At 66.6% G+C, this 14,789-nt stretch carries 11 protein-coding genes, 1 tRNA gene and 1 pseudogene; 3 read left to right on the top strand and 10 right to left on the bottom strand.

What is annotated here, in order from left to right; all coding sequences use genetic code 11:
- Positions 1 to 97 precede the first annotated feature (97 nt).
- From ON30_RS27695 to ON30_RS27685, 3 genes are all read left to right on the top strand, one after another.
- Entirely contained in the window at positions 98 to 478 is a 381-nt protein-coding gene (locus tag ON30_RS27695) for a hypothetical protein (RefSeq protein ID WP_040711780.1), read from the top strand.
- Positions 479 to 744: 266 nt separating this feature from the next.
- Complete coding sequence (locus ON30_RS39445) at positions 745 to 2,163, top strand: NsdA family TPR-like regulatory protein (RefSeq protein WP_505805163.1); 1,419 nt, start codon at positions 745 to 747, stop codon at positions 2,161 to 2,163.
- A gap of 13 nt (positions 2,164 to 2,176) precedes the next feature.
- Complete coding sequence (locus ON30_RS27685; protein ID WP_040711777.1) at positions 2,177 to 2,557, top strand: hypothetical protein; 381 nt, start codon at positions 2,177 to 2,179, stop codon at positions 2,555 to 2,557.
- Positions 2,558 to 2,670: 113 nt separating this feature from the next.
- On the opposite strand, the gene ON30_RS27680 is transcribed toward ON30_RS27685, so the two are convergent.
- The 10 genes and pseudogenes from ON30_RS27680 to recF form a co-directional block, all read right to left on the bottom strand.
- Positions 2,671 to 3,021, bottom strand: coding sequence for a hypothetical protein (locus ON30_RS27680; protein WP_157183851.1), 351 nt, complete (start codon positions 3,019 to 3,021; stop codon positions 2,671 to 2,673).
- Between the two features lie 324 nt (positions 3,022 to 3,345).
- Positions 3,346 to 3,561 (bottom strand): annotated as a pseudogene (locus tag ON30_RS27675) (integrase core domain-containing protein); the annotation flags it as partial.
- 163 nt (positions 3,562 to 3,724) lie between these two features.
- Positions 3,725 to 4,684, bottom strand: coding sequence for a hypothetical protein (locus tag ON30_RS27670; RefSeq protein ID WP_157183850.1), 960 nt, complete (start codon positions 4,682 to 4,684; stop codon positions 3,725 to 3,727).
- Positions 4,685 to 4,797: 113 nt separating this feature from the next.
- Positions 4,798 to 6,108: a tyrosine-type recombinase/integrase gene (locus tag ON30_RS36435; RefSeq protein WP_051030061.1), complete on the bottom strand. Its 1,311-nt coding sequence runs from the start codon at positions 6,106 to 6,108 to the stop codon at positions 4,798 to 4,800.
- 121 nt (positions 6,109 to 6,229) lie between these two features.
- Positions 6,230 to 6,303: transfer RNA gene (locus ON30_RS27660), tRNA-Ile, on the bottom strand.
- 200 nt (positions 6,304 to 6,503) lie between these two features.
- Positions 6,504 to 7,604, bottom strand: a complete 1,101-nt coding sequence (locus tag ON30_RS27655) for a DUF3566 domain-containing protein (protein ID WP_040711772.1) — start codon at positions 7,602 to 7,604, stop codon at positions 6,504 to 6,506.
- 39 nt (positions 7,605 to 7,643) lie between these two features.
- Positions 7,644 to 10,154 carry a DNA gyrase subunit A gene (gene gyrA, locus ON30_RS27650; RefSeq protein WP_040711770.1) on the bottom strand — a complete coding sequence of 837 codons (2,511 nt, stop codon included), beginning with the start codon at positions 10,152 to 10,154 and terminating at the stop codon, positions 7,644 to 7,646.
- Between the two features lie 57 nt (positions 10,155 to 10,211).
- Positions 10,212 to 12,254: a DNA topoisomerase (ATP-hydrolyzing) subunit B gene (gene gyrB / locus ON30_RS27645; protein ID WP_040711768.1), complete on the bottom strand. Its 2,043-nt coding sequence runs from the start codon at positions 12,252 to 12,254 to the stop codon at positions 10,212 to 10,214.
- A 329-nt stretch (positions 12,255 to 12,583) separates the two neighbouring features.
- Positions 12,584 to 13,150 (bottom strand): DUF721 family protein, encoded by a 567-nt coding sequence (locus tag ON30_RS27640; RefSeq protein ID WP_040711766.1) that lies wholly within the window; start codon positions 13,148 to 13,150, stop codon positions 12,584 to 12,586.
- A gap of 444 nt (positions 13,151 to 13,594) precedes the next feature.
- A complete protein-coding gene (gene recF / locus ON30_RS27635; protein WP_040711763.1) occupies positions 13,595 to 14,785 on the bottom strand; it encodes a DNA replication/repair protein RecF in 1,191 nt (396 codons plus the stop codon).
- Positions 14,786 to 14,789 lie beyond the last annotated feature (4 nt).

Below are 14,789 nucleotides of genomic sequence, written 5' to 3'. Positions count from 1 at the left end.
GCGTGGCCGCCGAGCCCGGTTCCGACCGAGCCGCACCCCACCCACAACGCATGCATACCTGCGCATGTCGACATCTCATGGAAGGAGGTGGTGTCCGATGTCGACGCTGACGATCTCCCACACCGCCGAAGAGGGCACCCTGTTGACCGGCACCGCCCGCGGCGACGGCACCTACGAGCTCATGCAGGCCGTGCGGAAGGCGATCGGGCACTGGCGGTGGTCGCGCAACCTGGACGGCTGGTACGTGGTGTCCTCACGTGATCGCCAGCCCAAACAGCTCTACATCGACTACGCGGCAAAGAAGCTGCGCGAGGCCGGATACACCGTCACGCTCGACATCGACCGTTCCGCGCGTGCGACCGAGGACGCCGAGGCCGCCCGCGCCGCACGACAAGCCGACCGCGTGACCGACGGCGCGGGGTCATCGGCGGCACGGGTGGGAGGTTCGGCTGGCGGCCTTCCGGGTTGGCCGTGGTGACGAGGCAGCGTATGGCGTGGGAGTGCGTTCCGGACAGGTGAGAAGGACAAACCGGCGGAAGAAACCGGTACCAGGGTGTCTCACCGATGGCCTTCACACTTCAGGACAGGGCATCCGGATGGTGCCGCGAACGTAGAGCCCCAGTCTCGGGTCCCACCCATTAACTCTGACTCACGAGAGGACCGGACCGGACCGGGCTAGTGTGAGGGTTACGTAGGCATACAGCAAGGATTTGCCCAGGTCAAGGCTGGACCTAGGGAGGGGCGATGGTACGAGGGCGGGAATGGACGGGCTTCGAAGCCGCCGCATTGCAGGAGGCCATGCGGAAATCGATCCGCGAGTATGCGGCGCTCCTTGGCGTCGAGACCACAACCATCAGCAATTGGCGAAGTGGCCTGGGAGCTGTCGTGCCGCGTTCCAACACGCAGGCGATTCTGGATACCACCTACCAGGCACGAGCGTCTGACGACGACCGGGCGAGGTTCGAGCAGATCGTGAGCGAAGGAGAGGGGACATGGCGGGAACGGCACGGCGAGCACCGTCGAACAGGGCCGACGCACGACCCAGATCCTCCGCTCGTTCACGGGGCACAGCCAGCAACCCGAGACGGTGCCCTTACCGTGAGGGGAAGTCACCCCACCGAATCAGCTGGATCGGCCCCGACGGAGATCACAGACATGGACCGCCGTGAGCTATTGCTCCTGATGAGCACTGCGACCACCACGCTTGTCACCCGCGGCCCGATCGACTGGGATCGCCTCCTGGCCAGCACGTCTTCGGGAAATATCGACCTGGCCACACTCGATGAGCACACGGATACGAATCGATGGTTATGGCAGTGCTACAGCGAATTCGATACGAAAGCAGCAGCATTCGGCGCTGTTCGCGCTCAGCTCAACCTTCTGGTCGACGGACTGCGCCACTCCCGAACAACAACCCTCCGCAGCCGCCAGCAATCACTGATCGCTGACATTCTCCAACTCGCCGGAGAAATCCTGATGGACGGCAGTCACCTCGGCGAAGCCGCCCACTGCTACGCCCTGTCCGCGACATTCGCAGCCGAGGCCCGGGCACATGACCTGTGGGCCTGCGCGCTCACCCGCCACGCCTACATCGAGATCATGGGCCAGCGATTTCACGAGGCACTGCCGCTCGTCGATCAGGCAGCCGAAATCGCACTCCGTGGCGATCGAGCCTTGCCGACCGTCCCCTGGGTGGCCAGCGTTCGAGCGCAGGCGCTTGCCGGTCTCGGCGACGCGGATGGTTGCGAGCGTGCATTCGAGACGGCCCGTGCCGTGTTCGACCTCGAGGCGACGTCACCGGTCGGATGGCTTCGATTCTCCGGCGGCCGAATCGAGGAAGAGCACGCCAGTTGTCTGATCCACCTCGACCGGCCCGACCATGCTGAAGATATCCTACTGCCGCTGCTGGACCGACCGTTGTCAGCACGTCGCCGCGCTGGAGTACTGGTCGATCTGGCCGCGGCTGGCGCCCTGCGCGACGATCCGGTGCAAACCGTATGGTTCGGTGGCACAGCCGTCGACATCGCCCGTCGCACGCGGTCGGGCTACGTCGGACGACGGCTCGATCAGCTGCGACAGCGGCTGGTCGCGCTGCGTCCTGACCGTCATGTCGACCATCTTCGACAACAGATCACTACGCTGACAGCGTCACCTGCACACTGACGAGGAGTACCGCTTGAGCAACGAAACCGACCACGGCGGCAGGGTCTTTCGCGAGGCATGGATCAGCGGCGTCGGCGCGCACTTTCCCGGCACCCCGAAAGACAGCTACATCACGCCCTGGGAGGACACACCCGAGTGGGAACGAGCCAGCGCGGCGGCCGTCTACCGCCAAGTGGTCGATTTCATCGAGATCACCAATGGGGCTGCGACACATCTCTCACCCGAACTGAAGGGGCAGTTCGTCGCCATCTGTTGGATCGGGCAGATCTACGCGCACATCCCGGACCCGAAGCCTGGATACGTTGCGCCTTGGGAACAGTTACCCGAGTGGCAACAGCGGACCGATATCGACATCTTCGCAACCATCGAGCGCGACGTGGCCTCTCGGCGTTAGTAACAGAATGGGTCGGGTGGCGGTGCCCACGGCGCCGAACTCGTTCCATTCCGCTCCGTGAGGCCCGCGACCACTGACTCCGAAACAGCGAAGCCCCGGGGCCTGCCTCTCCGCTAGACCAGCGGGCGCAGCGTCCGCGCGGTCAGGGTCAGCAGATAGGTCAGCGCCTCACACAGCCATTCCATGCCACGAGAGGTCGCCTCGAGGAACAGTTGCTGCCCGTCCTCGTCCCGGTTGCCCGCGCGGGCCTCTAGCAGTCTCATCACCCAGGTCTGGTACTCGTTCGATGCGGGCGGCATATTGGTCCACAGTGCGAGTAGGGGCACCGCCTCGAGGATCAGGTCACTCCACCACAACGCCGCCGAGACGATGACCAATTCCTCATCGGGATAATCGAGCAGTTGGGCGAAGTTCTTCACCATCTCGACGCGGTCGAGGCGCACCGCTGCGGAGAGCGCCCCCATCGCGGCAGGTAGCCAAATCTGGCTGACTCATGGATTTCCTCCCCTACAGGTATCGAACCTTTCAGCCTACGTAGGGCTGCCCGGGTCAGGGCAACTCAACGTGTCGCGACACACATCGAAACATATTGAGTCGCAACCGATGTACGGCAAGCCATGTCGTGGCCCCCGGTCCTCCTGTAGGCGACTCAGCCACCGATCTCGTGCGAGGACATCGGCCGGCCACACTGGGACGAGGTCGCGGTACACCCGCTTAGCGTCCGACTCGGCGCACGTGTATGCCATGTCACGGGACCCCGCGGATTGGTCCAGGCTCTGTGAAAGTCGTTATCGGTGTGTGCAGGTCGCAGCGTATCCGGCCGGGGTGCGGTAGCCGAGGGCGGAATGTCTGCGGTGATGGTTGTAGTCGATCTTCCAGTCGCTGATCACGACCCGGGCCTGGGTGAGCGACCAGAAGCTGTTGATGTTGAGGCATTCGTCGCGCAGGCGACCGTTTAACGATTCGATGTAGCCGTTGCGCCACGGTTGCCCAGGCCGCAGAAAACGCAGGGCGGTCTCATGCCCAGCGACACTATCGCGAAATATCGCGAGCCACTCATGAATTTCGCGTCCACAGGCCGGAGCACGCACTACAGGTCCTCGGACGATACCCGCCGCGCGGCGGCGGCCCCGTCCGAGGACCCTGTGCCTCGGCTCGTGCGCGGAACTACTCCGAAACCGACGCGAAACCCGGCGCGTCCTCGGCATCGATCGCTGAAGTGCCGTCCATCCGGTGGTTGTTCAGGACATCGCTCAGCTGCTGGCGGTGCTCACGTGCGGCCCGGTCGGCCATCGCGTGGGCGGCGGTCAGTGCTCGCGAGTATTCGCTGTCCCGGCGTTCGATCTGGGCGCGGTGCTCGCCACGCTCGCGTTCCAGGTCGGCTCGCAGATCCTTGTTCTCCTCGACCAGCGCTGTGTGCTGCTCGCGCGCGGCGTCGCGCTCACCTTCCGCGCGGGCCTGGGCCGCACGTGCCTCGTCGACGTGGCGGCGCATCTCGGTCAGGGTCGATTCCGCTTCGGCGTAGATCGCGTCGCGATCGGCTTCGGCCGCTGTGACCCGTTGTGCCGCTTCCTCTTCGATCTGCCCGCAGCGGTCGGTCGCGGACTGCGCGACGGTGTGGGCTTCCTCTGCCGCCGCCAGAGCGAGGGCTTCGAGTTCTGTGGCGTGGTCGAGGCGGCGAGCGATGTCGGTGACGGCCTTCTCCGCGTCGGCCTGCGCTTGCTCGGCCGCGGTGATCCGACGGCCGGCCTCGCGCTGGATCTCCGCGATCTCCCGTTCCACCACTGTCGGGTCGCCGAGGTCGGCGATCACGTCGCCGACGTCGGTGGCGACCGCCGAGAGTTCGGCGCGCAGTTCGGCGTAGCGATCCAACAGGCCGCCGAGAGTCACCTTGGCATCGGTGACCGGCCGCGTCGACGGCTGACGGGTGTCCTCGGCCTGGTGGTCGCGGCGCAGTTCCCGCTGCCTGAGCCGCAGTGCCTTCTGAGCGGTGTGATCTGCATTGTCGCAGTAGGCGCGCGGGGCACCGCGCTGGCCCGGCGGACGAGGGGGGACCTCGGCGTGGCAGCCGGGGAACTGGCAGCGCCCGGTTCCGGTGGAATGGTGGGTGGCAACAGCTCGGAGCATCAGGGATTCCGTTCCACCATTGCATTGCATTCCATCTCATTCCGTTCCCAGCGAGATGGATGCAATGCAATGGAATTCGCTCGGATAGATCGAGGACTGCGGTCGGCTGCCGGTCAGGCGGCGACCGTGAGCATGTTCGCGCGGACCCGCGGGAGGCGGTGGGCGATGACCTGGGCGGCGGATTCGCTGGCGCGGCGATCGTTGTGGCCGTAGATGCGGTCGGTCACGGCGACCGACTCGTGCCCCGCGTCGCGGGAGACCACGAAGATGGGCACGCCGTCCTGCAACTTCCACGAGATGCCGGTGTGGCGCAGGGTGTACGGGGTCAGGTGTTTGATCCGCAGCGTCCTGATGGCCGTGCCGTACTGGGCTATCAGCGCGTCGGGGTCGGCCCCGCTCCACTGGGCCTTCTTCGTGAACGGGCTCAGGTGACCACGGGCGATGATTTCCTCACCGCGGTCGAACGCCGCCACCGCCCTGGCGAGGGCGTCCAGTCGCCCCAGGGCCGGTTGCCATGCCTTCTCGTAGAAGTAGGACGCCTTGATCGGTGTGCCGTTACGGGTGTGGAACAGCAACTCGTCCGCCGGCCCGGAGAGATCCAACCGCTCCAGGGTTTGCACCGGGATGTTGACGGTGCGGGTACCGCGCGCGGTCTTGGGCGTACCGAGGACCATCCGCGAACCGGCGTCCTTCCACGCTCGGGTGATCCGCACGGCTCCGGTGACCGGATGCACATCGCGGACCCTCAGCGCGCCGACCTCCGAGGGCCGGGCCATCGACACGAGGCCGAATTCGGCCTGTGGACGCCATCGCGGAGTGATCAACTCCTCGAACAGCTCCCATTCGTCGTTGTCGAAGACGTCGTGCTCGGCTCCGCGGTCGGCGGGCAACCGCACGCCGGAGCACGGGTTGTACGGCAACAACGGGACGGGCCGTTGCTCGACCGCGGCGCGCAGGCCGCTGGAGAGAAAGCCGTGCTTGTTCTTGATCGTCTTGGGCTTGTTGCCCTTGTCCTGGCCGAGGAACACGATCCAGGCGGCGTCGGTGTCCTGGGTCACAGCGTCCAGGCGCGCCGATTCCCCGAAGAACGGAACGATGTCGTTGCGGACGTAGCCGAGGTAGCGCCGATGGGTCGGGGCATCGATGCTGCCGATCTTCAGCGAGCGGTCGGCGTGATCGATCAGCCACGTCGACAGCAGCGTGCCGTTACCGGATCCGCCGCGCTTGGCGTCGAGGATCAGCCGAGCCTGATCCAGGCCGTGGCTGGCGACGTAGTCGCACCACCACACCGCTTCCTCGTAGTCCTCGTAGAAGCTCTCGGCCGTGCCGCGGCGAACGCCGTCGGCGTCGTAGTAGTGGTAGTGCACCTGCCAGTTGACGGTGCCGTCCTTGCGGCGGCGCGGACTGGGAGTCAGATTGGGCATCAGAGATCTCCGGGTGTCGGTGGGCGACACGAGAGAGTCCCGAGAAGCGGAGTGGCAACCAGTGGCAACCACGAGTGGCTGTGAACCTACCGGAAATGCGCCTGACCTGCAAAGGAATAAGTGGGCCTAGGAGGACTTGAACCTCCGACCTCTTCGTTATCAGCGAAGCGCTCTAACCGCCTGAGCTATAGGCCCGTATACACAACACACGGTGGTATGCGGTGCGATAAGAAGAGTACACAATCACCATCGCCCGAACCAAAACGGCTGGTAGAAGCCCTGATCTATCCCATGATCGCGGTCCCCTCCCTGCCGTGCGCCGGGCGGCGATTTCAACCACGAACGCCGAAGGCCGGCACCGCGGGACGGTACCGGCCTTCGAGGGAATTGGAGATCTAGTCGGGGTCGGCCAGGGTGACCTGGATACCGCCGACGAGGTCGCAGCACTGGTTGTAGATGAAGGTGCCGACGGTGCCCAGCGCGGTGAACAGGACGACGTTGATCAGTCCGATGACGCCCGCGTAGCCGAAGACGGTGCCCGCGTCGATGAGGCCCGCGCCGCCGCCTTCCTGGGAGACCATGTCGGTGAAGGCGTTGTCCAGGCGCTCCCACACGCCCATGCCCTCGAGCACGATGTAGAGCAGGCCGACGGCGAGCATCCACACGAAGAACAGCGCCACGCTGATCACCAGGGAGATCTTCAGCGTCGACCAGGGGTCGATGCGGCGGATCTGGACGGTGGCGCGCAGCGGTTCACCGGCGGCGGCCGCGGCGACCGCGACGGGGACCGCGGGCGAGATCGGCGGCGGCGCGGGATGGCCCGGGATCGCCTCGCCGTGCGGCAGCGGATGCCGGATCTCGGACAGATCGGGCATGTCCTTGATGAGTTCCGGGCGCGCGATGCTGCGGGTGGGTCCGTCGATGCCGACGGACTTCACCATCGCCGCTTCCTTGCGGGCGGCCTTGGCGGCGAGGTCGGCGGTGGTGCGGGCGTTGGTGACCCCGCCGTTGAGGCCGCCGCCTCCCCCACCGGCGCCGCTCGGACGGCCCGTGACCGGGGCCTGACCGGGCCGGTAGAGGTTGGACTGCGGTTCCCGCTGCGGCAGTTGCGACCAGCCGTCCTGGTACGGGGACCCGCCCTGCTTGGCGGTGTCCCCGCCGTCGGACTTCTCGGGCGCCTGCTGCGGACCGCCCTGGTTGTTGTTCATCCGCACGGTGGCGTCGTTCGGATTGTCGGCGGGCCGCTGCCCCTGCGGACCACCCTGCCCCTGCGGACCGCCCGCCTGCTCCGGCCCTTTGGGCGCGAAATCGCCCGGATGACCGGTGTTCTCGTGCGGCTGTCCCCCTTGGCCGGGCCCGCCCTGACCCGGCTGCCCGCTCTCGGCCGAGGAGACCGGCCGTGGGATCGGCCGCGGCGGAATCGGGGACGGTGTGATCCGTTCGGTCACACCGTTCGTGTGCTGCCGCTCGTCATTCGGCTGATTCGGAGTGGTCAATGGGAATCCTCGGGTCCGTTCTTTGCCGCCGCTGATGGATTACTGATCCGGTGAACCGGTGTCGTCATCGCCGCCGAGTTCGGGCTCGTCGGCGTTCCGCGCGATCGCAAGCAACGTATCTCCCTCGGCCAGGTTCATCAATCGCACGCCCTTGGTTTGACGTCCTGCTTTGCGAACCTGCCTGGCCGCCGTACGGATGACACCACCGCCGGACGTGATCGCGTAGAGCTCGTCGTCGTCGTCGACGATCAACGCACCGACCAGGGTGCCACGCTTGGCGTCGAATTGGATAGTCAGCACGCCTTTACCGCCCCTGCCCTGTGCGGTGTACTCCTCGATCGCGGTCCGCTTGGAGTAACCACCGGAGGTGGCCACCAGCAGATAGGTGTCCGGACGAACGACATTGAGCGACAACAGTTGGTCGTCGGCGTTGAACCGCATGCCCTGCACACCCGAGGTGGCGCGGCCCATCGGACGCAGCGCCTCGTCGGTCGCCGAGAACCGGATCGACTGGCCCTGCGCCGAGACCAACAGCAGGTCGTCGTCGGCCGAGCACAGCACCGCGCCGACCAACTCGTCCTCGTCGCGCAGGTTCACCGCGACGATGCCGCCGCTGCGGTTGGAGTCGAAATCGGTCAGCTTCGACTTCTTGACCAGGCCGTTGCGGGTGGCCAGCACCAGGTAGGGCGCGTCGTCGTAGGTCTTGATCTGGATGATCTGCGCGATCCGCTCGTCCGGCTGGAACGCCAGCAGGTTGGCCACGTGCTGGCCGCGGGCGGTGCGGTTGGCCTCGGGCAGTTCGTAGGCCTTGGCCCGGTAGACGCGGCCCTTGTTGGTGAAGAACAGCAGCCAGTCGTGGGTGGAGGTGATGAAGAAGTGCTTGACGATGTCGTCCTGCTTGAGCCCCGCGCCCTGCACGCCCTTGCCACCGCGCTTCTGCGACCGGTACAGATCGGTCTTGGTGCGCTTGGCGTAGCCCGTCTCGGTGATCGTGACGACCACGTCCTCGCGGGCGATCAGATCCTCGTCGGCGACGTCACCGTCGGCGGCGATGATCCTGGTCCGGCGGTCGTCGCCGTACTTCTCCACGATCTCGGCCAGTTCGTCGCGCACGATGGCGCGCTGGCGCTCCGGCTTGTCGAGGATGTCCTTCAGGTCGGCGATCTCGGCCTCGATCTTGGCCAGCTCGTCGACGATCTTCTGCCGCTCCAACGCCGAGAGGCGACGCAACTGCATGTCCAGGATCGCGGTGGCCTGGATCTCGTCGATGTCGAGCAGGCTCATCAGGCCGGTGCGGGCGGTGTCGGTGTTGGCCGAGCGCCGGATCAACGCGATGACCTCGTCGAGCGCGTCGAGCGCCTTGACCAGGCCGCGCAGGATGTGGGCGCGCTCCTCGGCCTTGCGCAGCAGGTAGCGGGTGCGCCGGACGATGACGTCCAACTGGTGCGCGGTGTAGTACCGGATCATCTGGTCCAGGCGCAGGGTGCGCGGCACCCCGTCGACGATGGACAGCATGTTCGCGCCGAAGCTGGTCTGAAGCTGGGTGTGCTTGTACAGGTTGTTCAGCACGACCTTGGCGACCGCGTCACGCTTGACCGTCACCACGATCCGCATGCCCGCGCGGTCGGAGGACTCGTCGTGGATATCGGAGATACCCGCGATCTTGCCGTCCTTGACCTGCTCGGCGATCGAGTTGATGAAGTTGTCGGTGTTGACCTGGTACGGGAGTTCGGTGATGACGATCGTGGTCCGCCCCCGGTTGTCCTCCTCGATCTCCACGACGCCGCGCATCCGGATCGACCCGCGACCCGTGGTGTAGGCGTCGTGGATGCCCTGACCGCCGACGATCAGACCCGAGGTCGGGAAATCCGGGCCCTTGACCCGTTCCATGCACGCCGCGAGGGTCGACTCCTCGTCGGCGTCGTGGTTGTCCAGGGCCCAGTAGATGGCCTCGGCCAGTTCGTTCAGGTTGTGCGGCGGGATATTGGTCGCCATGCCGACCGCGATGCCGTTGGACCCGTTCATCAACAGGCACGGCACCCGGCTGGGGAGCACCACCGGTTCCTGCGAGCGACCGTCGTAGTTCGGCGTGAAATCGACCGTCTCGTGGTCGATCTCGCGCAGCAGTTCCATCGCCAGCGGCGTCAGACGGCATTCGGTGTAGCGCATGGCGGCCGCGCCGTCGTTGCCGCGCGAACCGAAGTTGCCCTGACCGTCGACCAGCGGATACCGCAGCGACCACGGCTGGGCCATGCGGACCAGGGTGTCGTAGATCGAGGCGTCGCCGTGCGGGTGATAGTTGCCCATCGTCTCGGCGACCGGACGCGCCGACTTCACGTACCCGCGGTCGGGCCGGTAGCCGTTGTCGTACATCGCGTAGAGCACACGCCGGTGCACCGGCTTGAGACCGTCGCGCACATCGGGCAGCGCGCGGCCCACGATCACGCTCATCGCGTAATCGATGTAGCTGCTCTGCATCTCGTTCTGGATGTCGACCGGTTCGATCCGGTCGCCTGCGCCGCCGTTCGGGGGCAGCGTTGTCTCGGTCATGAAGTCTCCTTAGCGGCCGGGTGTGACGAAATGTTCGCGGGGCGAATCCACACCGGGCTACACGTCGAGGAAGCGGACGTCCTTGGCATTGCGGGTGATGAAGCTGCGACGCGCCTCCACGTCCTCACCCATCAGGACGGAGAACAGTTCGTCGGCCGCGGCCGCGTCGTCCAGCGTCACCTGACGCAGCACGCGCACGGCCGGATCCATGGTCGTCTCCCACAGTTCCTTGGCGTTCATCTCACCGAGACCCTTGTACCGCTGGACGCCGTCGTCCTTGTTGATCTTCTTGCCCGCGGCCAGACCGGCCTCCAACAGGCCGTCGCGTTCCCGGTCGGAGTAGGCGAACTCCGGGTCGGAACGCTGCCACTTCAGCTTGTACAGCGGCGGCTGCGCCAGGTAGACGTGCCCGTGCTCCACCAGCGGTCGCATGAAACGGAACAGCAGCGTCAGCAGCAGGGTGGAGATGTGCTGGCCGTCGACGTCGGCGTCGGCCATCAGCACGATCTTGTGATACCGCAACTTGGCGATGTCGAACTCGTCGTGGATGCCGGTGCCGAAGGCCGTGATGATCGACTGGACCTCGTTGTTCTTCAGCACGCGGTCGATGCGCGCCTTCTCGACGTTGATGATCTTGCCGCGCAACGGCAGGATCGCCTGGTACATCGAATCGCGCCCGGACTTGGCCGAACCACCGGCGGAGTCGCCCTCCACGATGTAGATCTCGGACTTGCTCGGATCCTTGGAACGGCAGTCGGCCAGCTTGCCGGGCAGACCGCCCAGATCGGTCGCCGACTTGCGGCGCACCAACTCGCGGGCCTTGCGCGCGGCCACCCGGGCCTGCGCGGAGGACACCGCCTTGTTCACGATGGTCTTGGCGTCGGCCGGATTGGCCTCGAACCAGTGCGTGAGATGCTCGTTGCAGGTCTTCTGGACGAAGGACTTCACCTCGGTGTTGCCGAGTTTGGTCTTCGTCTGGCCCTCGAACTGCGGTTCGCCGACCTTCACGCTGACGATGGCGGCCAGACCCTCGCGGATGTCGTCGCCGGTGAGGTTGCCGTCCTTCTCCTTGAGCAGCCGCTTGTCCTTGGCGTACTTGTTCACCACCGTGGTCAGCGCCGCGCGGAAGCCCTCTTCGTGGGTGCCGCCCTCGTGGGTGTTGATGGTGTTGGCGAAGGTGTGCACGGACTCGGAGTAGCCCGAGTTCCACTGCATCGCGACCTCGAGTTCGTGGCCGGTGCCCTTACCCGTGAACCCGACCACCGAATTGTGGATCGGCGACTTGGTGCGGTTGATGTGGCGGACGAAATCCTCCAGACCACCCGGATAGTGGTAGGTCCTGGTCTTGACCTTGTGCTCGGCGGGCGCCGCGGTGTCGCCCTGCTTGGGGGCCTCCGCCGTCTCGCTGACCACCTCGTCGGTCACATCGGAGTCCGAGACGCGCTCGTCGGTGAGCTTGATGGTGAGTCCCTTGTTCAGGAACGCCATCTCCTGCAACCGGCGCGACACCGTCTCGAAGTTGTAGGTGGTGGTCTCGAAGACCTCGGGATCGGCCCAGAACCGGATCGTGGTGCCGGTGCGCTCGGTGGCCTCGCCCTGGATGAGCTTGCCGGGCTTGGCGTCCTTGTACTGCTGGGTCCAGTGATAGCCGTCGGTGTCGACCTCGGCCTCGAGCCGGGTCGACAGCGCGTTCACCACGGAGATGCCGACACCGTGCAGACCGCCGGACACCGCGTAGGCGTCGGAGTCGAACTTGCCGCCCGCGTGCAGCTGGGTCATGACGACCTCGATGGTCGGCACGCCCTGGGCGTGCATGGCCACCGGGATGCCGCGGCCGTCGTCGACCACCTCGACGCCGCCATCGGCGAGCAGGGTGACCTCGACCTTCGTGGCGTAGCCCGCCATGGCCTCGTCCACCGAGTTGTCGACGACCTCCCAGACGAGATGGTGCAGGCCGCGCTCACCGGTGGAGCCGATGTACATGCCCGGGCGCTTGCGAACCGCTTCCAGCCCTTCGAGGACGGTGATGGAGGAGGCGCCGTACGCCTTGTCACCGTTCGCCTTGGTCGAGCCCGATTCGTTGGAGTGCTTGGCAGCCACTGGTCGGTAGCTCTCCTTACTTGCTGATCCCAGGCGCGGCGGTGGGCCACAGAGCACAGGTGGAGCCCGGGTTCCGAATACCGAGAAGTACGGGTCCACGCGCGTGCTGTGCCGAACGCGCCGAAGGTTCGCCGCTAGTTACTCCACCATCCTACTGGTAAGCCCGAACCACAACGCACCTCCGACACCCCTGGCGGCTACGTGGTCCGAAGAAATCGACCGGCGACGAGTCCGGTCAGCCGAATCCGGGTTTGATCGACCCCTCCGAGCGATCAGGCCGCAGTGCCGAGCGCCGTTCCACGTGAAACCCGAACGGCGACGCGTGACCGCTACCCGTAGGTATCGCGCGGACCCCGGCCTTTGATGTGGCGCTCCCCTTTACGCCAGCTCGGCGCGACGGGTCCGGCGATCTTGAGCGAGGTCACCACGCCCTGGCCGACGGCGGCGTTGATCTTCGCCAAAATCTGTTTCTGCAGCATCCGCAGCTGGGTGGCCCAGGCCGTCGACTCGGCCGAGATGCTCAGCACCCCGTTCTCGAGTTTGACGGGGACGGCGTGCGAGGCGATGTCCTCGCCGACCACCGCGGGCCACCGACCGAAGACCATGCCCTCGGCGACCTTGGTCGACCAGCCGCGATTCTTGGCGATGGTGCCCGCGAGGGCGAACAACAACTGGGGATCGCGGTCGTCGGGCCGCGCCCCGGACCACCCGGTGCGCCGCCGCGCGCCCGTCCGCAGCCGTCGCGGCGAGGCCCTGCCCTGACCGACCGATTTCCCGCTCGCCTTGGCGGCGGCGCGCGCCTCCTCCAGCGCCCGGCGGGCCAGATCGATCCCGCGCAGTTCCGGCTGCCCGCCCGACGCGGACGCGTCGGACGTGCGCTCCGCCTCCTCGGTCATCGAGTCGCTCCGTTCACCCCGCACCGGGGTTGTCCCCAGTTCCACCTACGTTGTCCCCAGCCCCGCCGGGGTGCCCGCCGCGGAGATCTCCGTGGTCGAGGCCCCGCCGGGACCGCTTATCGAACATGCGTTCGGGCCGGTCGGCGGCGGGTTTCGCACCGAGACGAGATCGACATCCCGCCGTCCATCAGCCCGCCACCGCCGACGCGCCGCCGAAGTTATCCACAGTTCCTGGGGATGACCGGCGGCGCCGACAGTGGACCAGACTTTACGGCAGCGACCCGACATGCTTCCGGCCCCGCGAGCGCGCCGCCGGAATCCGGCCGATAATCAGACCGGGAAGTTGGTATGTACGAATTTCAGGGCCACTAGATGATGGGGTCGGGGCGGCAATCATCCCCAGATGTGGATAAACCCGGGCATTTCTGTGTATAGATTCGGCGGTCAGTCGGAATCCCCACCGCGCGACGCCACCACACCGGCGATCCGCGACACCCGGGCCGACCCCTCGCCCGACATCTCCACCGGCACCGGCGCCGCGTCCAACTCGGCCGGGACGTCCTCCGGGACCGCCGCGGTGATCAACACCTGCTCGGCGCCCGCCGCGACCTCCGCCAACGCCGCCCGCCTACGCCTGTCCAACTCCGCGAACACGTCGTCGAGCAACAACACCGGTTCCGCGCCCGTGGTGCGCAACAACTCGAACGCGCCCAACCGCAGCGCCAACGCGAACGACCACGACTCCCCGTGGCTGGCGAAGCCTTTGGCGGGGGCCTCCCCCAGCATCAGATCGAGATCATCGCGATGCGGACCGACCAGGCACACTCCGCGTTCCAGCTCACGGGGCCGCGCCGCCGCCAGTTCCCGCAGCACCAGCGCTTCCAACTCCCGCGCGTCCTCCGCCTGCGGTTCGCGCGCCGGATCCAGCAGGTCGGGCGGCAGATAGCCGCTGCGATAGCCGATCGCGGCGGGCCTGGACTCCGGCGCGATCGACCGATACGACTGCGCCAGATGGGGATACAGGTCGTGCACCAGACGCAAGCGCTGAGCCAACAACTCCGCCGCGTGCCCGGCCAGATGCCCGTCCCACACATCCAACGTGGTCAACTCCGCGCCGGATCGCCCCCGCCCCGCCGACTTCAACAGCGCCGAACGCTGCCGCAGCACCCGGTCGTAGTCGGCACGCACCGCCGCCAGACGGGGGAGCCGGGCTGTGCACAACTCGTCGAGGAACCGGCGGCGCTCCCCCGGGTCTCCCCGCACCAGGGCCAGATCCTCGGGCGCGAACAACACCGTGTGCAGAATCCCCAGGATCTCGCGCGGCCTGCGCACCGGTGAACGGTTGATCTGGCCGCGATTCGCGCTGCCCTGATTCACTTCCAGGTCGACGCGCAGCTCACGGCCGGTATTGACCACGGTGGCCCCGATCCGCGCCCGCTCCGTCCCCAGGCGGATCAGCGGAGCGTCGGCGGCCACCCGATGTGAGCCGAGTGTGGACAAATACCCGAGCGCCTCGAGCAGATTCGTCTTGCCGTTGCCGTTCGATCCCAAGAACACCGTGCGGCCTGGGGACAACTCCAGATCGACCTGTTCCCAGGAGCGGAAATCACGCAGCGACAGCGCGCGGACGAACATGCGC

Origin of the sequence: Nocardia takedensis NBRC 100417, from assembly GCF_000308695.1 — a bacterium.
Lineage (GTDB): Bacteria > Actinomycetota > Actinomycetes > Mycobacteriales > Mycobacteriaceae > Nocardia > Nocardia takedensis.
Note: the sequence above shows the minus strand (reverse complement) of the source record. Positions and strands in the feature narration are given on the sequence as shown.

Coding starts and splice junctions, on each gene's coding strand:
- ON30_RS27695 (WP_040711780.1), top strand. CDS start 98: ATGTCGACGCTGACGATCTCCCACACCGCCGAAGAGGGCACCCTGTTG.
- ON30_RS27680 (WP_157183851.1), bottom strand. CDS start 3,021: ATGGGGGCGCTCTCCGCAGCGGTGCGCCTCGACCGCGTCGAGATGGTG.
- gyrA (WP_040711770.1), bottom strand. CDS start 10,154: ATGACCGAGACAACGCTGCCCCCGAACGGCGGCGCAGGCGACCGGATC.
- ON30_RS36435 (WP_051030061.1), bottom strand. CDS start 6,108: ATGCCCAATCTGACTCCCAGTCCGCGCCGCCGCAAGGACGGCACCGTC.
- recF (WP_040711763.1), bottom strand. CDS start 14,785: ATGTTCGTCCGCGCGCTGTCGCTGCGTGATTTCCGCTCCTGGGAACAG.
- ON30_RS27640 (WP_040711766.1), bottom strand. CDS start 13,150: ATGACCGAGGAGGCGGAGCGCACGTCCGACGCGTCCGCGTCGGGCGGG.
- ON30_RS39445 (WP_505805163.1), top strand. CDS start 745: ATGGTACGAGGGCGGGAATGGACGGGCTTCGAAGCCGCCGCATTGCAG.
- ON30_RS27670 (WP_157183850.1), bottom strand. CDS start 4,684: ATGCTCCGAGCTGTTGCCACCCACCATTCCACCGGAACCGGGCGCTGC.